Here is a 26,323-nt window from a genome sequence, read left to right on the forward strand (position 1 = left end):
TCGATTTCTTGAACATGTCTATGTGCTTGATTTTCTATACAAATATACGCATTTTTCTCCAGATCACAAAATTTCAAAGACCGATTTAGTGTTAAACTAACGTAATTTTAGTCATAAGTCGGCTCGCCGACTTTTTAGAGTGAACTCATGGAATGATAGACACATCCAACTTAACCCAACTCATCTCGGCACTGCGAGCCGAGACAGAGTCTGCAAGCATATCGCCCGAGAACGTGGGCTACATCTTGCAGAGCATCGTTGACTTCCTGCCCAACCTCGACACCAGCGGCATGGCCGACGATGTTGCGACAGCCAAAGCCAACGCTATCAATGCGCTGGGCAAGGCCAGCGACGCACTCACCAGCGCAAACAATGCCGCTACCATGGCAGTGGGCGCGCAGAATGTGGCTAACGCCGCCAACGCTACTGCCGAGCAGAGCAAGACCGCAGCGCAGGCAGCCACCGCAGCAGTCGAGAGCCTTACCGCCCTGATACAAGCATTGCAGACGGCAAGCGGAGAAGCGACAGAGGCTTCAGCGCAAGCCCTGCAGGGCGTTGCCGACTTGCTTAACCTGATAGGCAAGGCGGGCGGCATTGCTCCTCTCGACGGGAACGGCAAGGTGCCCGGGGATTTTATCCCCGACAACCTCGCCAATGTGCTTGAGTTCAGTGCCGTGCTGGGCGCTGTGACCGTGAAGAGCGGCAAGAGTGAAAGCAAGAGCACCGACGACAACGCACAGGTGTTCTATGTGGAGAGCCTTCGCCAGTTTGTGCTGGGCGTTCGCACCTCCGTGGCGGTATCGTCGCTGCTGGCCGAACTCTCGCCCGCCATCCCCAAGGCACCCGCCGCCAATCCCGCAGTGGCAACGCGCCTCACCGACGCTCAGCTGCTGGCGGTGAAAGACCTTGCCGACTTCAACACCCTCTACAACTACTACCTCGACTGGGCTGACCGCTCGCTCTACAGCGGTGACGACTACACGCCGCTGAGCCTCAAGGCGTATGTGTGCACGAGCACCGACACCCTCTACTACTACCAGGAAGAGCGTGCCGAGCTCGCCCCCATGGGCAAGGACTTCAGCGCGCAGATTGCCGGGCTGACCGCCCGCACCGCCGCCACCGAGGACGGCTTGAAGCCTCGCCTGTTCTTTAACGGCAACATGCTTGCGGGCAGACAAGGCCATGCGCTGACGCTCGACACCTTCCTCGCCCTGACCGACGGCGACCAGCACAGTGCCGCGCGCGTCACTGGGGTGGTCATCACGCTGCACACCGACGGCGGCATCGAAAACTGGCAATGGCAGGGCGGCTCGTGGATCGACAAGGCATCGTGGCAGCCCTTCGGCGCAAGCGGAAGCACCACGGGCAATGTGGTCAATGTGAACGAACTCGTCCCCAAGGCCGAGGGCTACTACAACCGCGGCACAGCGGCAGCGGCAGTGCCCGAGGAACTGCGCGCCAGCGGCCGCTTCATCACCTTCATGAGCGGAGCCGGCGAATGGCAGACATGGCAGTTCTGCGGCATGCGCCTCGATGACTGGGCCGACGAGACCGCCTGGCACTCGACAGTGCGCGGCGTGCAGTTCAACGACGGCGACCCCGTGACACCCGGACGCGATGGACTCGTGCGCCTCGCCTACAGCGTCACCGTGGATGATGTGCTCAACAAGGAAAGCAACAACCCCGTGGGCAATGCAGCAGTGAGCGCAGCACTCGAGCAGATGCAGAGCGGCCTTGCCGCCGGGTTCCAGTTCGATGCCTCGACCAACCAACTCTCCCTGCTGGACGCTGACGGCAACGTGATGAACAGCGTCACCATCCCCGCGGGCGGCGGAGGCAGCGACATCACCCCCTCAGCCATAGAGCTGACCATCGACAACGGGCTCATCGCCACCCTCAAGGAGGGCGACACCCGCAGCGTGGACTTCACCTGGCGCCACTACAACATCACCACAGGCGTCGATGACCAGCTGGGCGGCCGTGCCGAGCTCATCGTGAACGGCAGCAGCGTGGAGAGCAAGGACGTGGTGCAGGGCATAGGCTCGTTTGACGTGTCGCCTTGGCTCACCGTGGGCACCAACAGCGTGCGCGTGCGCATCACAGCCGACGACGGCGTGGTGGCACAGAGCGCCTACATCAAGATAACAGTGGTGACACTGGGCATCGCCAGCAGTTACTCGCTCGCCACCCTCACCGAGAGCGGCACGGTGATACCCTTCCGCTTCACGGTCAACGGCAGCGGAGCCAAAGTCGTGAACTTCACCCTCGACGGCGAGCCGCTGTCGACCATGACAGTGACCTCGAGCGGAGCCACCAGCATCAAGGACATACCCACAGCCGGTCTCGCCCATGGAGCGCATGCCCTCGAAGTGTGGGCCGAGCGCGAGATTGCCGACGGCGTGATGCTCACCAGCAACCGCCTCTACTTCGACCTGATGATCACCCGCCAGGGCACAGGCGACATCATCATCGCCACCGAGTGCGACAGGGTGAAGGTCACCCAGTATGACACGCTCACGGTGCCGTTTGCCATCTACGACCCCGCAAGCATCACCTCGCACATCGAAGTGCTGCTCGACGGCGTGGTCCTCACCTCGATGGACGTGGACCGCAACCGCCACACCGTGAGCCACCGCAGCCGCGAGGCGGGCACCTCGACGCTCACGATTAAGTGCGGTGAGGTTACCCGCGACATAGAGGTGGAAGTGGTTCCCGCTTCACACCAGATTACTGCAGAGACAGCCGCACTGTCACTCCACCTCACTGCCAGCGGGCGCAGCAACGCCGCCTCGAACAAGGGCGAGTGGTCGTTTACCGATGCCAACGGCAACACCACGGCGGCCGAGTTCACCGACTGTCCCTTTGACACGCAGAGTGGCTGGCTAGCAGACGGCAAGGGCCTCGTGTCGCTCCACCTCGCCGGGGGAGCGCAGTGCCGCATACCGCTCAACATCTTTGCCGAGGACTGCAAGCTCGAAGGCAAGACCATCGAGGTGGAGTTCACCGCCACCAACTGCCACGACGCCGAAGCAGTGCTCATTGGCTGCATGAGCGGCACTGTGGGCTTTGAAATCACTGCCCAGGAATGTTTCATGCAGAGTGCGCTGCGCCAGCGCGTGAGCAGCAAGTTCAAGCAAGGCGAGCGCGTGAGAGTGGGCTTCGTTATCCAGCGTGTGGATGAGCAGCGATTCATGCTCCTGTATCTCGACGGCGTGCTGAGCGGCGTGCAGCAGTATGACACGAGCGACTACTTCGTGCAGAATGAGCCAGTGGCCATCACCATGGGCAACCGCCTGTGTGACCTCGATATCTGGAACGTGAGGGTCTATAACACCTCGCTGGGCATGCGCCAGATGGTGAACAACTACATTGCCGACATGGACGACACGGCCGTGATGTTTGCCAAGCTGGAGCGCAACGACATCATGAACGACGACAACGCCGATGCCGTGGACTACGAAAAAGCCGTGCAGCAGATACCGTGCATCACCTTCGTGGGCACGCTGCCCAAGTTCAAAGGCGACAAGAAGAAAGACACCAAGGTCATCTATGAAGACCGCCCGCACCCCGAATGCTCATTCTCGTGCAACAAGGTGCAGAACGACGTGCAGGGCACCTCGTCGCAGTATTACCCCCGCAAGAACTGGAAGTTCAAGTTCCTGGAGGACATCACGATGACGCACAGCGGCTCGACAGCCAAGAAATATGCCCTGCGCGGCGTGGACGGACACGGCAACCTCGTGCCTCAGAAAGCCGTGAAGACCTTCTGCCTCAAGGCCGACTTTGCCGAGTCCAGCGGCACACACAACACGGGAGCCGCCAACTTCATAGGCGAAGTGCTCGCCTCGTCGGGCATCCTCACCCCGCCTCAGAGAATCGACCCCACGGTGCGCACCACCATCTTCGGTTTCCCCGTGCTCATGTTCCACCAGGAGACCGAGAGCAGCCCGCGCACCTTCATAGGCAAGTACAACTTCAACAACGACAAATCGACTGCCGACACCTTCGGCTTTGAGAAGATTGCCGGCTACAACGACGCCATGGTCAACCGCAGCGACTACCTGCTGTGGCAAGGCACGCTTGCGCAGCTGCAGGGCGATGCCGATGCCCTCGAAGCGGCCGAAGGCGGTGAGCTGAAGTATCTCATCAAGTCCACAGCCGACGGAACCCACCTCAACCACCTCGTGAAGTACAATGCCGAGCAGGGCGCATGGCAGGACCTGGGCGAGCTGTGGCAATGGGATGCCGAATCCAAGGCATGGCGCAACCGTGCCGGCGCAACCATCGCCCTTGCCAACGGCCTTGCCGAGGCAAAGTCAGGGAAGATGATCGAGAACAACGCCGAGTGCTGGGAGTTTACCAACAACGGACACCCGATGTGCCTGTTCCATGCGAGCGACTTCACCTCGCAGGTCACCGGCGACGATATTGCCGACTGGTTTGACAGCGACTCACTTCCCGTGGACGGCGAGGGCACACGCCATGCTCCATACTGGGGCGGAGCATTCGAGCCACGCTACCCCGACTGCGAAGACCTCAATGCCGACTATGGCCGCGGCAGGGTTCCCGCCCAGCTCAAGCGCATCGTTGACTGGCTCGTGTCGCTCGACATCACCGACACCACGCTCACCGAGGAGCAGGTGGCAGAGCGCAAGGCTCGCTTTGTAGCCGAGGCGGGCAACTACTTCCACAAGGACATGCTGCTGGCATACGACAACCTGCGAGAGGGGCTGCTTGCCGTTGACCAGGGCGCAAAGAACATGATGTGGGCGTTCTACGACGGACTGTGCTATCCCATCTTCTATGACAACGACACCATCCTCACGCTCAACAACGAGGGCCGCATCCAGTTCACTCCATACGCCGAGTTGCACGACACCGATGCCCTGGGCAAGCAGGTGTTCAACGGAGAGAGCAGCGCACTATGGAACCTCATCGAGCAGACGATGGATGCCGACAAGACCACGAACTACGAGCGGCTCACCGCCCAGGGCAATTTCATCTATGCCCGTGCGCTCTACTGGTTCAACGAGCGCCAGAGCGACCAGTGGTGCGAAACAGTGTATAACGAGGACTCTCGCTACAAGTACATCGACAGCTTCGGCGTAGCCGGTCAGGGCGACGGCCAGGCGCAGAACTACCTCGACATCGCCCAGGGCTCGCGCGCCCACCACCGCAAGTGGGTGCTGAATGAGCGATTTGCCTACATCAACGCCAAGCGCTGCACAGGCTCCTACCGTGACAGCGCGGTGTACCTGCGTGCCAACACCGAGGGCGCAAGCAGCGTCCCCAGCAAGGTAGAGGTGACAGTCACCGCAGCGCAGGACTGGTACTTCGGTTTCCGCTTCTCGGGCAACGCCGGCTACTCGAGCCGCCTTGTGCGCAAGGGGCAGCAGTACACCTTCAGTGCCCCTGCAGGCAGCCGACCGAACGACACCGAGACCTACATCTACCAAGCCGACCGCATTGCCGACCTGGGCGACCTGAGCGTGCTCTATCCCACAACGCTCGTGGTGGGCGGTTGCCGCCTCCTCGAGTCGCTTACCGTGGGCAATGCCACACCAGGCTACACGGGCAAACTCGCCACACTCACGCTGGGCAACCACTCGCTGCTGAAGTACATCAATGTGGTCAACTGTCCCACGCTGCAGAGTTCGCTCGACGTGAGCGGTTGCCGCTCGCTTGAGCGCATCGAGGCGCAGGGTTCCCGCATCACTGCTGTCAACCTGCCGACGGCAAGCGTGATACGCAGAATGCACTTGCCCGAGACGCTGGTTCAGCTGCAGTTTGACCGCCTGCCCAACCTCACCTACGAGGGCATCACGCTCGACGGGTATGCTCAGATCCAGACGGTGAACATCGTGAGCTGCCCGAGGCTTGACGCAGTGCGCCTGCTGGGCGACATCCTCGCCACGGCAGGGAACCAGCTGCAGTATGTGCGTATCACCGACATCGACCTCACGGGCGACGGCCAGGCGCTCATCGACATGATGAACAAGGGCGTGAAGGGAGCCGAGAACCGCAACGGCAAGCCCGAACTATTCGGCACTTACCGCCTCACCTCGTATATGGATCCCGACCGCCTTGCCCAGCTGCAAGCCTACTATGAGCACCTTTCAATCCACAATGCGCAGTGCACCGTCATCGAGTTTGACGAGACACTGAGCTATGATGCCAACATCACCAACCTGGACAACGGCACCTACGACGGCGACGGCAAGGTGGGCTATGTTCCCAGCGGTCACATCACCCGCATCATCGACAGCATCCACGCCTACAAGGGCGAGTTTGCCGGCGGCAAGATGAAGCTGCGCCAGATAAGCGACGAGGACATCAACGTGCTCGCCGACGGCCGTACCACCAGCGACCTTGAAGACTCAAGCGGCGTTGGGCACGACATCTTCGTGGGCATGCCCCGGTACTGGTACAAGGGCATCAACGACCACCTGCACAATAAGAAGTACCTGTGCCTGTCGAGCGAGGCCCACTGCCCGCTGCCAAGCTACAGCCGCATAGAGCGCCACCCGCTCGCCGAACTCCTGCTCGCTGAGTTCACGAGCCTCCTGATAGAGAACTTCCCCATGGGGACAGCGTTCGACAGCTCGCTCCTTGACACATCGAGCACCAACAATGTGTACCGCATGAATGTGGAGGGCATGAAGCAGGTGCGCTGGCCGAGCATCAACAGCAATACAGTGGGCTGTGCGTTCCTTGATGCGTCGGGCAAGGTCATCAGCACTGTCGCTCCGCTCGTGTCGCACGCCCAGAACGACTTCATCAGCGGCGAATATGTGTTTGTCGCGGTTCCTGAAGGAGCAGTTGACTTCGTGTTCACCGCCGTGCGCGGTCTTGAATCCCAGGAGTGCATTGCCGTTGACAGCGATGCAGTGGAAGCCATCGAGCCCGACTGGGTAGAGCATGAGTTTGCTCTCGTGGGCATGTACAAGGCCACCAAGGATGCACTGTGGCGCCTGCGCTCGGTAAGTGGCCAGTCACCGCTCTACGGCACAAGCACCAATGGCACATCTTCCTACTGGAAGTATGACGAGCAGGGCGATCTTGTCGTGGGACTGCCGCAGAGCACGCTGTCGATGAACCGTTCTTATAAGGACTTCAGCAACCTTGCCAAGTGCCGCGGTGCAGGTTACCAGCTTGTTGACTACGAGATGCACAAGGACATCGATGTGCTGTGGATGGCATTCTATGGCCGTCGCAACTGTCAGGCAGTGAACGGCAACGGCTCACTATACGGCACTGTCACCGGCGGCACCAATACGCTCACGAGCGGCGGCGAGACCTTCCGCAGCCCCAAGCGAGAGAGCGTGTCGGGTCAGCGTCCGCGCACCCTGTGCCTTGAGGACTGGTGGGCGAACGGCCGCGAGTGGATGGACAGCGTAGCCGTGAATGTAACCAGCTTTGCCGCCTACTTCCGCAACAAATGCACTGTGCCGACGGGCAGCGTTGCTGACCATGTGTGGCACATCCAGATGCCCGACGGCCGCGAGCGCGCCGTGCAGGGCGTGAGCGGCAGCACCGAGATTTGCCGCGTGCGCTGGGGACGCTACTGCGATGTTGTGCCGAGCCGCCTTGTGTCAAATTCCAACTATGACACATTCTTCTGCGACCAGCAGGAATACACCGCCTCCACCGGCCGTGTTGTGGCGCGTTCCGGCTACAACTACTATGCGTACCACGGGTTCGTGTACGTCAATGCGACTAACGACTCCTCGAACTCGTTCACCTTCAGCGGCTCGCGGTTAGCCTTCAGGGGCGCATGCGAGATCGTTGAGTAGCACTCGCCAGCGAAAAACGTCAGTGGGAGAGTCCGAGCAGGACTGCTCCCACTCATTTTACCCGCTTTGCGGGTCGGATTTTTTTAATTTTTAGTAACTTTGCACCCGAAAAAGGTGGAAGTCCCCAAGTTGGCCGTGTTGTGGCGCGTTCCGGCAACAAGGTCAAGTACCGATTTACCTGACCATTGCGATAGCATCAACGGCCGCCCGGTGTTCAGTCACTGAGCGGCTGTCTTTTTACCGCCCGGCAAGGCATATTATCTTTGCTGTATAAACTTGATTTTTATGGAAAAGATAATTGGAACTGTCATCCGCAACGACAGCTTGAAGCAGATCGGTCGCAGCCGTTGGATCGTTTACTACGGCTACACCGAAATCGAAGACACAGAGTATGGTTGGTCCTACTGCCATACCTTTGAGCACCGCCCTTCGCCCGAAGAGGTAAGGCAGGTGATTTTCGCGCAGATCGATGCCGACACCAAGGAGCAAATCACCCAAGGCATGAGGTGGCACGGCAGGCTCGTTTGGCTAAGCGCAGAAAACCAGGTTAACTACACCATGTGGGCAATGAACGCCGAGAACAATGGCTTCATGCCTACCATCAAGCTCGGCACCGATGAAGCCCCAGTGCTGCACACCTTTGCCGACATCACCGAGGTGCATGCGTTCATCGCCCAGATGACGCAACACATTACCGAAGCCATCGATGCCAACCGTAAGGCAAAGGCCGAAGCAGACGCATTCATACAATCCCTAAAATAAAGCTATCATGAAACCGAATAAGAAAGACTCTATCGCTGCATGGTCTGCTGTGGGTATGCTAATCTTTGGTGCATGCCTCACTATCGCAGGGTTCCTGGTACCGCCCATCGGGGAAGTTCATGACTCCGTCCTGTGGATCCTCGGGCAGGCGCTTCTTTACGCTGGCTCTATGTTCGGCCTCGGAATGTACACGAAGCACAAGTTCGATGAACTTGAAGCTTCGCTACATGACAAAATAAATTCTCAATTACCAAATTCTAAATCTAATCAAAATGAGTAAACTTGTTATCCTTGGCACTGCCCACGGCAGCAATGTTGCCGGCAAATGCTCGCCCGACAAGAGGTTCAGAGAATATCAGTATTCGCGTGAGATCTGCAACATGCTGCATGCAGAACTCACGGCTCGCGGCATTAAGTGTACTGTTGACATCACAGCCGATGGCGAACCATCGCTTGCCTACCGCACGAACATTGTCAATAAGATCGTCGAAGCCAACGGCGGTCCTAGCAACTGCATCTATGTGAGCATTCACGTCAATGCCGCTGGTAGCGATGGCAAGTGGCACAACGCTGGCGGATGGTGCGCCTTCACCACCGTTGGCACCACCAAAGCCGACGCTCTTGCCGAATGCCTCTATGAGTCTGCTCGTGTGTGCCTCGCACCATACGCTGACATCATGGAGAGGGAGAAGAAGCATGGCACTTATTCTCCTGCACAGCGCCCGTTCCGCATTGACAAGACAGACGGCGACTGCGACCTCGAAGCAAACTTCTGGGTGCTGCGCAAGACTACCTGCCCAGCTGTCCTCACAGAGAATCTGTTCCAGGACAACACGCGGGATGTCGCATTCTTGACGAGCGACGAGGGGAAAGCTGCCATTGTTAAGTTACACGCTGATGGTATCACCAAGTATCTTGCCCCATGACACGCTTAATAACCTCGATGCTGCTCGCTGCCGCATCGGTGTGCCTCGCTTCGTGCCATAGCACCAAGCAAGCCACACACATCGAGAGAGAGGAAACCAGCACCACCGAAAAGCACCTTCAGCAAACAGCAGCCTTCGAGAGGCTACGCTTCCTCCAGGGGCTTTCGTTGGACCTGGACAGTTTAGAGCTGTCATTCCCCGAGGAACTGACCATCGGTGACTCTGTCGATGCTCCGCCTCGCTCTCTACCCCAGCGCAAGCGTGGAGTAGTGCTCAAAGCCAAGCATGCGACATTGACAGCAAACACCTCGGCCGTGCACACTTCTGCGAAGATTGAACAGCGCGAGGATTCCACCGCCCATCACAGCACCCATGGCAAGGACAGCGCAGAGGCTACCGACAGCACAACAGTCGCCAAGCCTCCCGATACCACATGGGTATTCTTAGTCGCTCTCCTTGCTGTAGGAGCTGCTATAGTCGTTTACCGTTACTTCAGCCATAAGTAATCAATACGAAGCACTCGTGAAACCGATGTCACCTCATTGCGTGGCATCGGTTTTTTTTCACGCGCGCACCGCATTGTACCGCACCCCCGCCACATATAGCGGAGGGGCGATTGAGGGGGAACACCCCCACCTCCACAGGGCGGACGGGGGGTGAGTTCTCACAAACAAGGGAAATTTTCCCTTGTTGAACCCTATTTTTCTCTTGGTAATCAATTATTTGACTTTTTGATGTCAGGAAGATTTCAAAAAGCATTCAAAAATTGAAGGTATTTTTGTTCAGTACGCTCGTTGGAAATCAAGTGTTTAACGCACCTTGAAAATCGCCTCGCGCCCCCGGTCCCCCGTTTTATATGAATGACAGAGTACAGTTGTACGATTGTGCCCTGCGATGCACTGCCACGAGAGGGGTGCGGGGAAACGCCTGGGCGCGCCTTGACGCTGGTCTCGTTTCTGGCTTTTCGCGACTGCATTTTTTTACACTTCGTGTTTTTTATTTTCTTCTCTAAAATAGTGAAAAATAAAAGTACATTAGTACGGTTATAGTGTTTACATTTGTAAATCAGCAAATTAAGTGCGTACACTTTGCCGTTGCGGAAGTGTGCGCGAGTGTGCGCACAGTACATTAGTACGGCACCGACGAAGTGTGCAAAAAATGTACTCTTTGTATTTGCTTGATTACCAATATAATACTACATAAAAAGCACGATTGCGCACTAAAAGTACACTCTTTTTATAAAACTCAATAGCACTTTTTATAAAACTATTTGTGTATTCTAAAACTATTTATTTGAGAGTTATTAACAACCTTGTTGATAATTTGAGTAACTTTGCAGTAGAAACCAAGTTCCTTCTTTTCATGAATGTATATATCAAACTACCGCAATACCTTACCGAGTGGGTTCTGCACGACTTTGGTGACGAAAATGGCGTTGTTCGCTTCCCTCGAGGAAGTGCCGAGAATGATGTACTGGAGCATACGCTGACCAAACCTCCAAAAGATATGGTAACACCTCCGCTAAAACAACCCGATGAAATTGCCATTGAACTGCCATCGTTCAAGTCTAAGCCGCTGCCTTATTACTGGTGGTTGAATAATCATGCAAAAGAAATGCTTTGCCACATCATCTATGTAAGGTTCCGTGTGCTGCTGTGGAGTGACCTGCACAAAGTGGAACACCTCGAACTCCCCATCACAGATTTGATATATGAGTGGATGCTGCGCCATGGCATTGATGACAATCAAAAAAGCTGGGAAACCATCAGGCAAATCTACTTTCGCCAGCGCAAACAATACGCACAAGCAAATAGGTGTTAAAAGTGTGTTAAATCGCTACGAACTCAGCATTTTACCATCACAAACGCACACTAACCGTAACTAACTGACACGAAAAATAACATATAGACACAAGATGAAACAAAAATGCGTTAACCTACCCGGCATCACTGAAATCAGATGGATGCATGCGTCATTACTTTCTCCTGGCATGATGTATAAACACCTTGCCGGTATTCCCGTTGCAGTCATGGCTGCGGGTACCCGAGTCTCTTTCTTCGGCGAACCTACATGTCAGGCAGTAGAGGAGGATGACAACAATGGTAATGTGGAAAAAACCACCTTTACTTTCTGTACAAACGATGAACTTCCTTCATCAGAGAATGTGGTGTGGGCAGTTCAGCAAGCGTCTGGCCAATGGTGGTTGATTGGTTGCCGTGAACGACCTCGCCCAGTGATGAAAGTCACCTCTACCACTGGTACCACAAATGGAGATCCTGCCGTCAAGACGGTTGAAATCTCGCATCAAGCAAGAAAATCGCTCATTCCCGTAGCCCTGTAAGTCTTTTAGTGGGAGCGCAAGATGATATAAATTTGCTAAAAATTAATTGTTATGGCAAAGGAATATCATCTTAAACTCAAAGGATATGTCGGTGGCTGGAATTTCGACGCCGACTATGTTGACTACGTCCTCGAGAAAAACAAGTCAGCCGAAGTGCATGTGCTCATCAACTCGGTTGGTGGCGATGTCGCTACGGCTTTTAGTGTTTCATCGGCTTTCCGCAGGCATGGCAATGTGCATGTCCATTACGAGAGCATGAACGCCAGTGCTGCCACCATCGCTTCGCTCGGTGCAAAGCACATTTCCATCGACAAGGATGCCATGTATCTTGTGCACAAATGCAGCCAAATGGTATTTATGTGGGATATGGTGAATGCTGACCAACTGCAGGAACTTATCGATGAATGCGAAAAGAAAAAGAAGAATCTTGATAAGATAGACCTGAACATCGCTCAGGCATACGCCTCTCGATGCAAGAAGGACAACGACGCTCTGCTCGACTTGATGAAAGAGGGCGGTTGGATCACGGCAAAAGAAGCCCTTGAATGGGGATTTGTGGATGAAATCACCGACCTTCCAGAGGATGAGAAACCTCGCATGACCGAGGATATTGTTGACTTTATGGCCGCCGAAGGTATTCCAGTGCCTTCTGTCGGCAATAAGCAGGGTTTGCTGTCTCGTTTCATCACAGCGTTGACCGACATGTTCAATAACAATTCAACTCAAAAAATTATCGACACAATGAAAAAGACCTATGTTAATGTTTGTGCCGTCCTCATGCTTGAACACCTTGAGAGCGTTGACGGCAAAATTTCAGTTACTGAAGACCAGGCACAGGCTCTTGAAGACAAGATGGCGAAAGACGCTGCCGACTTGTCGGCTCTCAGAACCTCTATCGCTAACCACGATAAAGAGGTTGCCGACCTCAAGGCTCAAATCACAGCCAAGGATCAAGAACTTGCCGACCTCCGCAAGCAGCCTGCTGCATCTTCACAGCAAGTGCAGGGAAATCCTGCTAAGGAACAGAATCCTGCAAGCGACTACTTCTCAGCAGTTGCCAATGCAAACGAAATGTTGAACCAATTAAAATAACACTACAATGGCAAATCATTTGATTACAGTTACTCCCAGTGAACAGGACTGGAAAGACGCTGCAAAGAAATTCCGTCGTGAACTGCTCATGATGCCCGTGTTCGCGATGAAGGACAGTGTGAAGTTTCTCACTGGTCTCCCCGGTTGCCGCACGAATCAGTTCCTCGGTGGCGTGAATACCGAAGCTCAGTTCTATCCCTACGCTCCCAACAAGCGTGGCGATGGCTCGACAACCATCACCTTCCAGGAACTCGAGATCTTCTTCGCAACAATGAACCAGGACTTCGTCCCCAATGACTATGTCCAGACGCTCCTCGGCGAACATGCTGCCACTCTCGGCAATGCTCAAAGCAAAAGCGAGATGGCCAAGCTGATTCTTGGATCTATCATGAAGCAGGCAGGTGAAAACCTCTCGCTGGCACTCTTCGATGCAGTGCGAAATGCCGAGGGCAACACCTCAAAAGACCTTTTCAATGGTTTTGAAACCATCGTGAACAAGGAAATCGCAGCCGAAAATATCAGTGTTGAGAATGGCAACCTTGTGCTCCTCGACGAGGGTATCACCGCTGCTAATGCTGTGGATGTGCTGAAGGAAATCGAGTTTGGTCTTAATCCTCAGCTGCGCCGTCAGCAGCGCTTCATCTACTGTGATCCCGCAGTTGTTGACAAGTACAATGAGGCTTACCAGCTCACTCATCCTTCTCTGCCCTACAACACCGCTTACGAACAGCCTTATGTTGAGGGTAGCAACCGCCGCATGACCTTCGCTCCCATGGACGGCCTTGCTGGCAGCGACCTCATGATTGTCGCTCCCAAGATGAACATGGTCTATGGCTATGACTCTATGAGCGACCTCGAGCGTCTTGAGGTTCTGCGTATGGACGTGGACACCTTCACCGTGGCTGCAAAGATGTTCTTTGGTGTTCAGTTCCGTACTCTCGACAAGCGCTTCCTGAAGGTTATTAAGGTAAAGCCTTCAACTGGAAGCGGTGAGTCTCATACCTAAGTTTAACAAATAATGCGACATAACAATGAATACAAGATGTCCTAATCTCCAGAAATCCATGGCATGGTGCGATGGAATGCCTCAATATCCTGGCATACGCCGTCGTGTGTATTTCACCAGCAAGAGCCAGATTGTTAAGTACCCTACGCTTGCCCGTGATGACTTTGGCCGTCCTACCACAAGTGTGCTGACTGGCAATTTTGAACTGGCTGCCGATGCCAAGTGGCAGTACCTTGATATCAATGTTGACAAGAGTACTGTGACAAGCGAGCCTCAAGGTGAAGCTCCCAGCCAGACTCAACTCAACAAGGCTACGCTCGTGCACAACGGTGTGACTGCTGATGCAACAGCTGCTGCTGGCTACATCAACAATAGCGACCTGGTTTATGTCTATCAAGACATGAAGGGTAACTATCGTGTCCTCGGCAATGATCGTTGGTCGACAAAATCAACAGTTAACCAGGACCAGGGACAAGGCACTAATGCTGCCAGCACCACCATCAACGTCGAGGTTACTGATGAAATCGCAGCTCCGTTCTATGTAGGTACACTCGACACCGAAGACGGCGAAATCGACTGCTCTAATAATCCCGCTGGCGAATAATTTATTTGCTCGTGGATCCTACCCTTACACCGGGGACTGCCAACAGTCTTGACGACCTCTTGAGTGATGTGCCGTCAATAATGATTGATTTGGAAGTCCCCGATGTTTCTACTAAAGACCTCTTTGCAGAGAACAAACGCAAAGGATGGGATAAGTCTATCGAAGCCAGATGCGACTTTGAGCGAAAGGTTAGACTTACTAAGCGCAGTGGTGTATTCTTTATATCGATATGGCAGAAGTCGGTTTATGGTCGCACTCTTACTGATATAAAAAGTGATGACTCCATGATTATGTTTTTCGCTCAAAATATCACTCCGCTTATTGCCGAAGTCATAGGTAAAAACCTCCAGCAAGGTTTATGGGCAATGGCTACTACACCCAAACGAAGGCACAAGGTCAGGAACTTTGCCACTCTTATTAGTGAGGAAATAGCGCATTTGTTGGGCATCCCTTTTTATGAAGATGTGGCATTGTGCCAGAATAGGCAGCGTGTAAATGCGGTTTTTACGCTCAATATTCTGCCTAAAGAACCGAATCTTATCATCTTTGATGATTTCGTTACTACAGGACAGACGCTCAAGGCAATGGACGATTTACTTTCCCCATTAGGCAAAAATCTTATTTATTTTACAGGTATAAACAACGCTTTATGAAACACGATCCTAAATTTACACAGCGCGTCCAAAACTATCTCGAGAGTCCAAAAGACAGCCGCAACCTTGAAGAGGGAGCAATGCTCCTTCTCAAACTCACAGGTAACACAATCATGTATCAGCAAATTATGCGCAACCCCGCAAAATATGCAAGTCATATTGAGTATCAACTTCAAAAGAATTTCAATTTCCGCGTTCAGCAAGTGACCCATGAGCAAGTGGAAGAAATGCAGACAACTGCTGAAAAGATTATCAATACCCACCTCTCTTTGCAAGAAGATAATCCCGCAAGTGAATTCAAAAAAGGTAAACGCGCTGACCATGACTCGCTGCCTGATAACATCAAACAAGCGTATGTCGATAACAAGAGCATCTTGCAGCGCATGAGGATGGTTCGTGCAGAACTTGAAATCGTCACCACAAAGCCTGGCCATGTATGCCCTGATAGTGACAGATATCCATTGCTGAAGGAACTACTCGCTCTTGACAAGCAGCGTCGTGACAACTGGGCTCTGTATGACAATTATAATCCTGCGACAGGTTGTGCTGATACTACTGATGATGCCCGAGCCGCAAGCAAGAAGGCTGTCGGTTATATCAACCTCAATAAAGGCAAATACCGCAATAACCCTACAGAGGAACTGAGGACAAAACTTGCCGAAGCATATAAGGCTGTCCTCAACCCGACAGAGAAGATGACAGCTGAGCTCAAAGAACTGGGCGTTATCTGATGAAGCGTGATGACAACATTAACCGATGGTTGAAACCTCTTGCTTCATGTCCAAATCAGGCATATCTTACCAACTCAATCCAAGTGGCTGATGTCCTGGAGTGGATCTTGGAGCAAGTGGGGGCTTCTGTCGTTTGGCAGACATCATTCTCTATCAGCGAGGAATTTCTGCGCCGTCTGTTCTTTATTGAAAAGTCGGGCAGGGTTAAGCAGTTCAATCTTGTGCTCGACTTCAAGGCTACCAATAAGACTCTAAAACTATGGGCTTTTATCGACCAGGTGATAGAACGAACCTTCCTTGCCGACAACCACAGTAAAATCTTGCTAGTGGAAAGTGATGGTGGCTTGTGCGTTTCTGTTGTAACCTCACAAAACCTTACACGAGGTAACAGGCATGAAAGTGCTTTTGTCTCTACAGACAAAGAAGTGTTCTCGGCTCTCAAAACTCAAATCAACGACTTAATAACCAATCATTCTGTACCTCTCAATGACTTATTCCGACAAAGAATTACAGCAGATTGAGCAACTTGCTTCTCTCTTTCTACCCATCAGCGACATCGCTGTTTTCCTCGGTCGCCAGCCCGAGCAACTAAGGCGTGACTTGAAAATCAAAGGTAGTCCTATGGCACTGGCTTACCGCCGAGGGCAAGTATCTTCGAAAATCGAATTGCGCAAGCAGGAGATGATGTTGGCTAGAGTTGGCTCGCCGCTTGCTCTGGACAATGCGCAAAAAGCTCTCATTGATATGGAGGACGATGAATAAAAACTATGGCTGTTCCTAAAATTATTGATGTTTGTCGGCTCGATCTGTTTACAAACGAAGCCGAACTAAAAGAAAAATATGATGCAGTCGTTGTCGCCCGGTTAATGCGTGTGCGCGACGAATACCAGTGGACTCTCGCTAATCCCGACTTGTCGGACAGACAGTTCGTTGAAGAGTTCGTGGGTCGTTCTGGCATGAGCGAGAGCGCAATATATGCCGACCTCGCAGTTATCAAGCAACTGCTCCCGGCCTTGTCGGCGAGCAGCCGTGATTATCACCGCTGGAAAGCCAACCAAATGTTGCTCGAGACCTACCAGATGGCAAAGAAGCGCAAAGACACCAAGACCATGGAGCGTGCAGCTTCTTCTTATGCCAAATATAATCGTGTTGACCTTGAGGACGAACAGGCAATGCCGTTTGACCTCATTGTGGTGCAACCGTTCACCGCCACCAACGACCCATCGGTACTCGGCATTAAACCAACTCCGAATATTGACCGTCGCATCAAGGAAATGATTGAGAAATACCGCAAGGAAAGCCTTGATATCGAGGATGTGGAGTTTGAAGAAGCCGACCTTGAAGAAAACGATTTGTTCCTCACCAATGGACCAGAAGAAACCCATATACTTTAACAAACCGCAGCGACTCACCCAGCTTATCGGTGCGAATACTACTGTAGTTGTTGCCGGTCGCCGTACAGGCAAGACCGACAGTATCGCTGCTCCCTTTGTGTTACGAAACATGCAGCGCATGCCTGGTAGCACAGGGGGAATTGTTGTGCCAACATTCAGGCATGGTCTCACAAATACCATTCCGGGGTTGCTCACCGCTTGGAAGCGATGGGGGTTCCTCGAGGGGGTTCATTATGTGGTGGGGAAGAAACCGCCGAAGAGTTTCAAGTCTCCTATCACCGACCCAAAGTATTATGAGCATGTTATCAGTTTTTACAACGGAAGCGTTGCCATTATCTTGAGTCAAGACCGCCCTGGATCCGCAAACTCGCTGACGCTTTCGTGGGTACTCGTCGATGAAGCAAAATTCATCGATTATGCTAAACTTAAAGATGAAGTGTTCCCTGCTAATGGTGGAATTAAGAGCCATTTCGGTGCCCATAGTTACAACCACAGTGTGATGATTCTCTCTGATATGCCTCAGACCTCTAAAGGGTCTTGGTTCTTGCACTATCAAGAACAGATGGACGAGGAACTTATCGAAACTATTAAAGGCACTGTCTATCATATCTGGCAGACGAAGCAGCGAATACGCACACTCAAGCAGGAGGGCAAACCAGTCCCTGACTACTTGAAGGGCTACTTGCGCCGCCTCGATCGTGACTTGAACCGTATGCGCTCGGTCGCTGTGTACTACAAGGAATATTCCTCAATCGAAAACCTTCAACTGCTCGGAGAGAACTATATCAAGCAGATGAAGCGTGACCTCACGCCGCTTACATTCCAAACTTCTATCCTCTGCCAGCGTATAGGCATTGCTAAGGATGGCTTTTATTCCTCGATGCGTGAGCGGCACAAGTACAACGCCAGCGATTTTGAATACCTCGACTCGTTGGGATTCCACTTTGATCCAACCGCCATTGATAGCCGTGCCGACAAAGATGTTGACAACAGTGCCCCCATCTGTATCGGTATGGACTACAATGCCAATATCAACTGGATTGTCGCAGGTCAGCCCCGTGGCGACAGATTATTGGTCTTGAAATCCTTCTTTGTGAAATTTGAGCGCAAGATACCTGAGTTAATCGCTGACTTCTGTCGCTATTACCAGTTCCATGGTAACAAAACCGTGGTTTTCTACTGGGATGCAACTGCCAAGGGTAGCAATTATGCGGTCAATGAACAGGACTTCCGCTGGGTGATATGCAATGAGTTCGAGCGTCACGGCTGGCAGGTCATCGATGTGTACCTCGGCAATCCTATGCGCCACGATGAGAAATATCTGCTCATCAACCAGGGATTTGCGGGGAAACAGCGGCTCATGCCCATGTTCAACCGCCAGAACAACGATGACCTTCTGCTCGCCATTCAGACAGCGGGAGTCATACGAGGTCGTAATGGGTTCAAGAAAAACAAGGGCGGTGAGAAACTTGCCGAAGATGAAGAAAACCTTCTCGAGCATCGTACCGATGGCACAGATGCCTTTGATACACTCTATATCGGTTGCGAGAAACTGCCTCAAACCTTTGACAGCAGTTTCTCAATCATCGGCATTAGCTGATGCTTTTCTGTCTTTCGTAAATCGTTGTTTTGGTTCTAAATTTGAACAAAAAACTTATGGAAACATCTCTTGTAACGACATTCTCACCGCTCATGTTTTCATCGGGCGTGCCTGATTTTGAGTTCCAGTCACGAGCTCGTGAACTGGAAGTCTCTATCATGGCAGGTGCTGATGTGCTGCTGAATGTGGTGCAGACTCCATTCGATGGCATTGTGCACATCTATGAAGTTCGTGAACTTATTGAGGATTTTATGCGCATTAGCGGGACTTCATCGATGGATATCTCAATTATAGCCAGAGAAGATGCCGGGGAGTTTGAAGAATTGGCTTCTTTCACTGTCCTCTATCTTGACAAGGACACCGATACCGATGCTGCCACCTGGTGCAAAAACAACTTCCTTACTACAGCAAAGAGCAAGCGTCTGGTGGACAATATCGCAGACAAACTGCATGCCTACTCTCCTGATGGGGAATCCTCGGAACTGTTCTACCACATCACAACACAAAATGCACAGGGCGAGGTAAGGGTTTTTGATGAGAAAATCCAAGATATTGTTCTTTCAGAGGGTGGATGGTTTTACCATGATGTCTGTTTGCGTGATGCCATGGACATTGTTGGTACCGATAAGAAAGTGCTCGCCGTTGCTGTTAGGCTCGGTGCTCGCGTGATGAATTTCTATGTGTACAACCCGCTGCCGACGGGTGCGTTCTACTTCCGCAACTGCTTCAATGTAGTAGAGCTCGCATTGTTGCAGTGTACCACTACCAGCCACATAAAGCCTACCAAGAAACTTGCCTCGGTTCGCCGTAACAGCGTTTTGTACGACTGCGAGACAAAGGTGTCTCATGAAGTGGAAACCGCACCTTTGTCGATCGACGAAATCCAATGGCTCGACCAGTTGCTGTCAAGCCATCAGGTCATGCTCATCAATGGGAAGGAAGTTGTGATATTTGAAGGTGACAGTGAAGAGTCGGACAACAACGCTGCAACCAACCGCCTGAAATTCTCATGGCAGCGCACTGATGCCCGCGCTTCTCTCTCAGCGGCAGACAATGATGCCCGCATCTTCCAGGATCCTTACTCTTATCAATTCGATTAACTATGGAACTGGAATATCATATAAGCGAAGCAAGGCGAATCATTGACTCTGGCCAGACTGTCAACCTGAAGGTGTGGAAGAAGGACGGCTCGGTAATGGAACTGAAAGAATGCGTGGGTCTGCGCTATAACTTCAGGCAAGGTACGAGACAGATAAAAATTCTGGCGAGCCGTCAGATTCGTACCATTAGAGATGTATTCATTTTTGAGTTAAACGGTAAGAAAGTATATATATGAGCAAAAACTATGAACGATTGATGGTGCCTAGCGTCGAAGACATTCCAGGCGTAGAGGCTAAAGCGGCATTTTTGCCCGATAGTGCAAGCGTGTTCCGTGAGCAGAAGGATATTTTGCCAATGAAACTCAGCGATGGCAAGGAATACATGCCGTGGGGTGCTGACAACAAACTGCCCTACAATGTCCTTGACCTCATCGAGCAAGACGAAACCATGAGCACCTGCCTGCTGTGGAACGCACAGATGTGCTATGGCAGCGGGTTGCGCTATAATACCGACGGTGCTTCGGCTACTGTTGCCCAGGATGTCGAGGACTGGCTTCTCGACAACTCGCTTGCGTCCTATTTCCTTGGTGTCTCGCAAGATTTGAAACACTGGAGTTTTGCGGTGACGGTCATCATACTGAGCAATGATCGCAAGCGCATTGCGCGCATCCTTCGCAAGGAGGCGTGCTATTGCCGTTTTTCTCCAGCCGATAAACATGGACATATCGCTAATGTTTTCTATGGAATGTGGCGTGATGAGCCAGATGCCAAAGAGGTTGAGGTTATTCCGCTGCTCAATGAACAGAGCCCATGGTTCGACCTGAAACAGCGTCTTGAGAGCGATAACAAGCAATCTAAGTTCGCCGTGGTCACTCGTATGCCCACCGCCGACCACACCTATTACCCCATTCCCTATTGGGCTGCCTTGTTCCGCTCAAAATGGTACAACATCAAGCGTCTCATTGGTATTGCTAAGGAAAGCAAAATCAAGAACACCGCACCCATTAAATATTTGGTAGAGATTTCTGATAAGTACTTTGAGCGTCTTTATCGCCAGGAGGGTATCACTGACCCCAAGAAGAAACAGGAACGCATGGTCAAGGTTAAGCAAGAAATCCTGGACTTCCTGAGCGGTGCAGCCAACTCAGGCAAAACCTGGTTTGCCAATTTTTATGTTACCCCTGACGGCAAAGAGAACCATGAGGTGCTTATCACCAAAGTGGACAGTGCCAAGGAGGGCGGCGACTGGGAAAGCGACATTCAAGAGGCAGTGAACATGATTTGCTTCACTATGCAGGTTCACTCTAACCTCGTGGGCTCGGTACCAGGAAAGTCGCAGACTAACAACAGCGGCTCGGACAAACGTGAACTCTACACTATCGCCCAAGCCCTGCAAAAGCCTTATCACGATTTGCTCTTTACCGTGCATAAAATTATCGTGAAGTTCAATGGCTGGGACGGAGTGACGGTTGATGTTCCGTTTATCCAACTTACCACCCTTGACGAGAATAAAGATGCTAAAGAAGTAACCACTAAAACTGAAGAATAATGTTTATCATCACTGACAATGACCGTCTGCTCGAGCATGTTCCTAATGTATTGGCACATGTAGAAGGCGAGAGGTCTCTGTTTGACAAAATACACCCATGGCTCACTATCGCTGAACAGTGGGTCATTGATACATTCACGGGCAATGAAACTTTACAGTTCATTGCCTCAGACGAAACCTCATCTGTTTGGGCCCAGACTGCATCAGTCATCGTGTGCGAGGCTCTGCAAAGGGCAATCCCGTCGCTCGACCTGGTGCTCACGCCTAATGGTTTTGGCATTGTGAGCAACCAGAATGTTGCACCTGCCAGCAAGGAGCGTGTCGAGCGGCTTATCTCTACGCTGAAGGCTAATCGCGACTATGCAATTAACCTGTTGCTCGACAGTCTCCAGTACATCGACTCCTGGCAGGACTCGAAACAACGCTCTTGGTTCGCTGCTACTCTGTTGCAGTCTCCCCGAGCATGCAAGTCGGCAATCCGCAATCCTGGTTCTCTTGACGAGTGGGAATTGTTCTGTGCATCACGCGTTACGGCGATGAATATTGAGAGCGCAATAGCCGAGGAATTTATAAGCCCTGAGCTGATGATCCGCTTGCGCCTCGCTCTCATCTCGCACGATGCGTCGAACGATGATTTATCGCTCGCACTGCGTGTCAGGGACTGTGTCCTCCATGAGGTGGACGGCAAGCGTCGTGACGTGCCAGCGTTGAACCGCATCGTGAACTTCATCCGTAAATATCCCGACCATTTCCCCGAATGGGTAAACAGCGATACCGCAAAGTTGTTTGCTCCACCAGTATTTGAGAATAAGAAACAAAGTTCTGGCTATTTCTTCTAATTGATGTTACCATGGTTCCAAAAATAGTAAATATCGACTTGCCGAAGTCTTGGGCAGAACTTACCGATGCCCAATTGTATTATGTATATAATCTGCTTGCCGAGAACCTGAGCGGTGCGCAAATCAAAACATATTGCCTGTTCCTGTGGGCTAAGATAAAGATTGTTTGCCGTTATGGCGATGGTTACTTACTGCGCAAGGGTAAACTCGAGTTCTATGCTTCGGCTCCAATCATTCATGATGCCATTCATGCCCTTGACTATATCGAGGATATTGCACGCCCTATGCCTGTTCGCATCTCGACCATCAAGAAGCACAAGGCCCTCGATGCGCAATTCATCGGCGTGCCGTTTGAACGCTTCCTTTACATCGACAACCTCTATCAAGGTTATCTGCACAGTCAGCAACATTCTCTGCTCGACGAAATGGGCAACTTGCTTTATGATGCAGAAGGTCTTTCGCTCAACCGTGCCGAGAAAATGAATGTGTTCTACTGGTGGATGGCACTGAAGGACATGTTTAATGCTCGATTCCCTAATTTCTTTGTCCCTGTTCAAAGTGACGACCAGAACCTGATGGGTAACACAAAGCCCATCAGCCGACAGCTGCAGGAAGCAATGGACGCTCAGATCCGAGCCTTGACAAAAGGTGATATTACCAAAGAACGTGAAGTGCTTGCCATGGACACATGGCGTGCGCTCACAGAACTTGATGCGCTCGCCAAGGAAAGCGAGGAAATAAGACGGAAATATGGCACACACTGATATTCACAGCAACTGGGACGCTGCTTCTTATTTTAAGAATCTGGTTGAACACAATGTTCTTGCCCAGCAGCAGGGCTATCGCTTCGCTCGCGTGAGCGGTCTGCAAGGTCTGGAGGATTTTATTGCACAGTCACAGTCGTCCAAGGCTGCCGTGTGCGTGAGCGACATCAGTCCTGGTTATACCGACATGAACAACACTCCGCACTCTCGCCGGGTGAAAACCATCTTCTTGATGCGTCGCCATGCCATCGACAACATGGAAGCACGCACTCGCTGTATGGACGAGTTGCGTGAACTCTTCCGCCAGATGATGAGTGTTCTGTTCAAGGAACGCACCCGCCTCGAGCAGGGTGTTCTCTATTTCGACCCTCGCATACAGTTCACCGAGATTGAACAGTACTTCGCTACTGGTTGTGCCTGCGCCTACTTCCAAGTGGCTTTTGATATTTACACCGACCTTGTTTACCGCAAAGAAGAATGGCTGAGCGACTGACCGAACAACAAGCTATCACCGCACGTGAGAAATATGTGGCTGCGTTCAATAACACCATGGTCAAAATCTGGAAAGAGCAGATTACTCTCATGGGGATTGTGGACACTGGCCGTCTGCTCAATTCTCCTGTAGGAATACGTTGTGACTACGATGGGCGTATCACGAATATTACACTCTCGCAGTCCTTCCTTGAATATGGTCTATGGCAAAACTATGGAACAGGCAAAGAAGTCGCTCGTGGCAACCCTGGTGATATCGGTCGTGAAAAAGTGCGCAAGAAGCGACCATGGATGTCGCGCAAGTTCTTTGCCTCGTTTATGAATATCAAGGAGTTCATGGCCGAGTCTCTTGGTCGTGAGTTCTGCGGACTCGTGGCTGATGCTCTTGATTCCGACAAGATGAGGAAAAACAGCGATTTTTACAAAAATCATCCGTTATAATTAAACTCTGGCATGAATGTTGCTGTCTATATAATAAAAACAAGAGCTATGTTTTACTTTTGGTTCACTCCTGATATTTTTGAAGTCTTCGGGGTTCTCCTCGGAGGTATCATACTTGTTTTTCTTTATCTGCTGGTTTTTGGATTCTATTTTGTTGTGGGCGTTCTTGCTTTGATTCTTGCTTGGGGTGTATTGTTTGGTATATTCTATTGGACTAATTATTGGCTTTATCGCCTAACGGGAAAAGGTGTTGATCCAAAGAAAGTAGATAAATGGATGGATGAACGAGCAAAAAGGACAAATGAAAAATTAGAAAAACTCAAAAGTGAAGACAACATCTGATGCGGGGTGTTGTCTTTTAGTTTGTTCTACGGGATTTGTAACTTTGTTTCAGTAATCTAATAATACTGAAACAATGAGCGATATTCAAAGTAATGCAACAACTACACTTTACATCAATGGCAAGCCTGCGCAAGACGAACTCAACCGCTTGCGCAACACTCTCCAAGACTATAGGAAACAACTTGTCGAAGTTGCTGCCGACTCAAAGCGTGGCATCGGCTCTGCTGAATGGAAGCGTCTCACTAACGAAATTAAATCTACTGAGAAAGAACTGAAGTCTGTTCAAAGTGGAGTTGCAAGTGTCTCGCAAGTCCTCCTTCGACTTGACAAAGCAACGCCCAAAGAACTCAAAAATACGCTCAAACAACTCAAGAAAGAACTTGAGAATATTGAGCGTGGTTCTAAAGCATGGAACGCCCATGTCGAAAAAATCAAAGCCGTTAAAGCCGAGCTTGCCAAACTTAATGACGAAACCAAAGAACATGAGTCCCTGTGGTCTCGCTTTGCGAAAAAAATGTTCGAATGGGGTGCAGGTATCCAGGTTACAATGGCAGCCATTACAGGAGTTACTATGACTGCTCGCAAGGCTGTTGACGCATACGCCAGCATGGAACAGGAAATGGCAAATGTCCGCAAGTTTACGGGTATGACTGCTGAACAGGTCGAAGGTCTTAATGAGGAATTCATGAAAATGGATACTCGTACCAGCAGAGAGGGGCTTAATCAACTTGCTCAAGAAGCAGGACGTCTTGGAAAAAGTTCAAAGGAAGACATCTTGGGTTTTGTTCGTGCTGCCGATCAAATAAATGTTGCTCTTGATGATCTTGGCGAGGGAGCAACTCTTACATTGTCTAAACTTACAAATATCTTTGGAGATGAAGAGCGTTATGGCACTGAGCAAGCGTTGTTAAAAGTTGGCTCGGTTATAAACGAGTTGTCACAGAATTGTTCTGCATCAGCACCGTATATCGCAGAATTTGCCAGCCGTCTTGGCGGAACTGGTGCGCAGGCAAAGATGTCGGTGCAACAGATTATGGCCTATGGTGCCGTGCTCGATAGCGCACAGCAAAATGTAGAATCGGCATCAACAGCATTGTCGCAGGTAATAGTAAAACTCTATAGAGACCCAGCAAAATATGCAAACGCAGCCGGTCTTGATGTACAAAAATTCACCGAATTGCTTAAAAAGGATGCAAATGAAGCCGTGCTCACTTTACTTGAGACGTTGAATAAAGCCGGCGGTATGGATGTGCTTGCTCCAATGTTTGCCGATATGGGCGAGAAAGGTGCTCGCTCTGTGCAGACATTATCAGTTCTCGCAAAAAAGATTGATGAAGTAAGGTCACAGCAAGAGGTTGCCAATAAGGCTTTTGAAGATGGAACATCTGTTACAAAAGAGTTTGATGTGCAGAACAACACTGTCCAAGCAGGTCTTGAAAAAGCGAAGAAAAATTTCAATGAAATCGCTGTCAAGTTGGGACAACGTTTGCTTCCCTTGATGAAATATACTATCACTACAAGCACTGTGCTGATGAAGGTTATTTCGGGTCTTGTTAGTTTCGTTGTAGAATACCGTGCTGTTATCATTCCTTTGACGGTTGCTATCGTTGCATATAATGCAGCCATTGCTGCTGCCGCTCTTAAAGCCAAAGTTTTAGTCTATTGGCAAAAGCTGTTGCGTGAAGAACAGGTTGCGGCAACCGCAGCACAGGCTCTTGCGAATGTCGCAATACATTTGTTCGCCTTGAGATTAAATAAAGAATCCCGTATTTTGTCCCCTATACAAATAGGCATAATTGCTAGTGTTTTACATCCAAACGTGCCAAATCAGCCGATTCTATCCGCTAATCAGTTGCAAAATTAAAAGTAAACGAATAAAAACACTCATAATAAT

Annotated in this window: 25 protein-coding genes; 24 read left to right on the forward strand and 1 reads right to left on the reverse strand. The window is 51.3% G+C overall.

Annotation, left to right across the window (positions count from 1 at the left end):
* Positions 1-152 precede the first annotated feature (152 nt).
* Positions 153-7,793, forward strand: a complete 7,641-nt coding sequence (locus tag ACKI3C_RS06900; protein WP_407403402.1) for a hypothetical protein — start codon at positions 153-155, stop codon at positions 7,791-7,793.
* Positions 7,794-8,078: 285 nt separating this feature from the next.
* Positions 8,079-8,555 (forward strand): hypothetical protein, encoded by a 477-nt coding sequence (locus ACKI3C_RS06905; RefSeq protein WP_407403404.1) that lies wholly within the window; start codon positions 8,079-8,081, stop codon positions 8,553-8,555.
* 58 nt (positions 8,556-8,613) lie between these two features.
* Here the strand turns inward: ACKI3C_RS06905 and ACKI3C_RS06910 are convergent, their stop codons facing one another.
* On the reverse strand, positions 8,614-8,754 hold the full coding sequence (locus tag ACKI3C_RS06910; RefSeq protein WP_407403406.1) for a hypothetical protein: 141 nt from the start codon (positions 8,752-8,754) through the stop codon (positions 8,614-8,616).
* A gap of 73 nt (positions 8,755-8,827) precedes the next feature.
* Here ACKI3C_RS06910 and ACKI3C_RS06915 point away from each other — a divergent pair, with 73 nt between their 5' ends.
* The 22 genes from ACKI3C_RS06915 to ACKI3C_RS07020 all read left to right on the forward strand — a co-directional run bounded on the left by ACKI3C_RS06915 (position 8,828) and on the right by ACKI3C_RS07020 (position 26,293).
* Positions 8,828-9,481 carry an N-acetylmuramoyl-L-alanine amidase gene (locus ACKI3C_RS06915; RefSeq protein WP_407403408.1) on the forward strand — a complete coding sequence of 218 codons (654 nt, stop codon included), beginning with the start codon at positions 8,828-8,830 and terminating at the stop codon, positions 9,479-9,481.
* The gene (locus ACKI3C_RS06920; RefSeq protein WP_407403410.1) at positions 9,478-9,987 is read left to right on the forward strand and encodes a hypothetical protein; all 510 of its coding nucleotides are present in this window, start codon (positions 9,478-9,480) and stop codon (positions 9,985-9,987) included. The genes ACKI3C_RS06915 and ACKI3C_RS06920 overlap by 4 nt, the downstream gene beginning before the upstream one ends.
* A 787-nt stretch (positions 9,988-10,774) precedes the next feature.
* Positions 10,775-11,302 (forward strand): hypothetical protein, encoded by a 528-nt coding sequence (locus tag ACKI3C_RS06925; protein ID WP_407403412.1) that lies wholly within the window; start codon positions 10,775-10,777, stop codon positions 11,300-11,302.
* Positions 11,303-11,444: 142 nt separating this feature from the next.
* Entirely contained in the window at positions 11,445-11,822 is a 378-nt protein-coding gene (locus ACKI3C_RS06930) for a hypothetical protein (RefSeq protein WP_407403414.1), read from the forward strand.
* Between the two features lie 51 nt (positions 11,823-11,873).
* Entirely contained in the window at positions 11,874-12,914 is a 1,041-nt protein-coding gene (locus tag ACKI3C_RS06935; protein WP_407403416.1) for an ATP-dependent Clp protease proteolytic subunit, read from the forward strand.
* A 7-nt stretch (positions 12,915-12,921) separates the two neighbouring features.
* On the forward strand, positions 12,922-13,920 hold the full coding sequence (locus ACKI3C_RS06940; protein ID WP_407403418.1) for a hypothetical protein: 999 nt from the start codon (positions 12,922-12,924) through the stop codon (positions 13,918-13,920).
* A 25-nt stretch (positions 13,921-13,945) separates the two neighbouring features.
* Positions 13,946-14,524, forward strand: a complete 579-nt coding sequence (locus tag ACKI3C_RS06945; protein ID WP_407403420.1) for a hypothetical protein — start codon at positions 13,946-13,948, stop codon at positions 14,522-14,524.
* Between the two features lie 11 nt (positions 14,525-14,535).
* Positions 14,536-15,177, forward strand: coding sequence for a hypothetical protein (locus ACKI3C_RS06950; protein ID WP_407403422.1), 642 nt, complete (start codon positions 14,536-14,538; stop codon positions 15,175-15,177).
* Entirely contained in the window at positions 15,174-15,908 is a 735-nt protein-coding gene (locus ACKI3C_RS06955; protein WP_407403424.1) for a hypothetical protein, read from the forward strand. Before ACKI3C_RS06950 ends, ACKI3C_RS06955 begins: the two co-directional genes overlap by 4 nt.
* Positions 15,908-16,429, forward strand: coding sequence for a C4-dicarboxylate ABC transporter (locus ACKI3C_RS06960; RefSeq protein WP_407403426.1), 522 nt, complete (start codon positions 15,908-15,910; stop codon positions 16,427-16,429). The genes ACKI3C_RS06955 and ACKI3C_RS06960 overlap by 1 nt, the downstream gene beginning before the upstream one ends.
* Positions 16,395-16,670: a hypothetical protein gene (locus tag ACKI3C_RS06965; RefSeq protein WP_407403428.1), complete on the forward strand. Its 276-nt coding sequence runs from the start codon at positions 16,395-16,397 to the stop codon at positions 16,668-16,670. Before ACKI3C_RS06960 ends, ACKI3C_RS06965 begins: the two co-directional genes overlap by 35 nt.
* Positions 16,671-16,675: 5 nt before the next feature.
* Positions 16,676-17,302 carry a hypothetical protein gene (locus ACKI3C_RS06970; protein ID WP_407403430.1) on the forward strand — a complete coding sequence of 209 codons (627 nt, stop codon included), beginning with the start codon at positions 16,676-16,678 and terminating at the stop codon, positions 17,300-17,302.
* Positions 17,274-18,902, forward strand: a complete 1,629-nt coding sequence (locus ACKI3C_RS06975) for a hypothetical protein (protein WP_407403432.1) — start codon at positions 17,274-17,276, stop codon at positions 18,900-18,902. The genes ACKI3C_RS06970 and ACKI3C_RS06975 overlap by 29 nt, the downstream gene beginning before the upstream one ends.
* Positions 18,903-18,958: 56 nt before the next feature.
* A complete protein-coding gene (locus tag ACKI3C_RS06980; RefSeq protein WP_407403434.1) occupies positions 18,959-20,002 on the forward strand; it encodes a hypothetical protein in 1,044 nt (347 codons plus the stop codon).
* 2 nt (positions 20,003-20,004) lie between these two features.
* On the forward strand, positions 20,005-20,238 hold the full coding sequence (locus tag ACKI3C_RS06985; protein WP_407403436.1) for a hypothetical protein: 234 nt from the start codon (positions 20,005-20,007) through the stop codon (positions 20,236-20,238).
* Positions 20,235-21,551 (forward strand): hypothetical protein, encoded by a 1,317-nt coding sequence (locus ACKI3C_RS06990; RefSeq protein ID WP_407403438.1) that lies wholly within the window; start codon positions 20,235-20,237, stop codon positions 21,549-21,551. Before ACKI3C_RS06985 ends, ACKI3C_RS06990 begins: the two co-directional genes overlap by 4 nt.
* A complete protein-coding gene (locus tag ACKI3C_RS06995; protein WP_407403440.1) occupies positions 21,551-22,390 on the forward strand; it encodes a DUF6712 family protein in 840 nt (279 codons plus the stop codon). Before ACKI3C_RS06990 ends, ACKI3C_RS06995 begins: the two co-directional genes overlap by 1 nt.
* Before the next feature lie 11 nt (positions 22,391-22,401).
* Entirely contained in the window at positions 22,402-23,154 is a 753-nt protein-coding gene (locus ACKI3C_RS07000; protein WP_407403442.1) for a hypothetical protein, read from the forward strand.
* Positions 23,141-23,647: a hypothetical protein gene (locus ACKI3C_RS07005; protein ID WP_407403444.1), complete on the forward strand. Its 507-nt coding sequence runs from the start codon at positions 23,141-23,143 to the stop codon at positions 23,645-23,647. Before ACKI3C_RS07000 ends, ACKI3C_RS07005 begins: the two co-directional genes overlap by 14 nt.
* Positions 23,632-24,087: a hypothetical protein gene (locus ACKI3C_RS07010; protein ID WP_407403446.1), complete on the forward strand. Its 456-nt coding sequence runs from the start codon at positions 23,632-23,634 to the stop codon at positions 24,085-24,087. The genes ACKI3C_RS07005 and ACKI3C_RS07010 overlap by 16 nt, the downstream gene beginning before the upstream one ends.
* 12 nt (positions 24,088-24,099) lie before the next feature.
* Entirely contained in the window at positions 24,100-24,429 is a 330-nt protein-coding gene (locus ACKI3C_RS07015; protein WP_407403448.1) for a hypothetical protein, read from the forward strand.
* Between the two features lie 73 nt (positions 24,430-24,502).
* Positions 24,503-26,293 (forward strand): phage tail tape measure protein, encoded by a 1,791-nt coding sequence (locus tag ACKI3C_RS07020; RefSeq protein WP_407403450.1) that lies wholly within the window; start codon positions 24,503-24,505, stop codon positions 26,291-26,293.
* Positions 26,294-26,323: the final 30 nt, after the last annotated feature.

This window comes from Sodaliphilus sp. (assembly GCF_045598405.1).
GTDB classification, from domain to species: Bacteria; Bacteroidota; Bacteroidia; order Bacteroidales; family Muribaculaceae; genus Sodaliphilus; species Sodaliphilus limicaballi.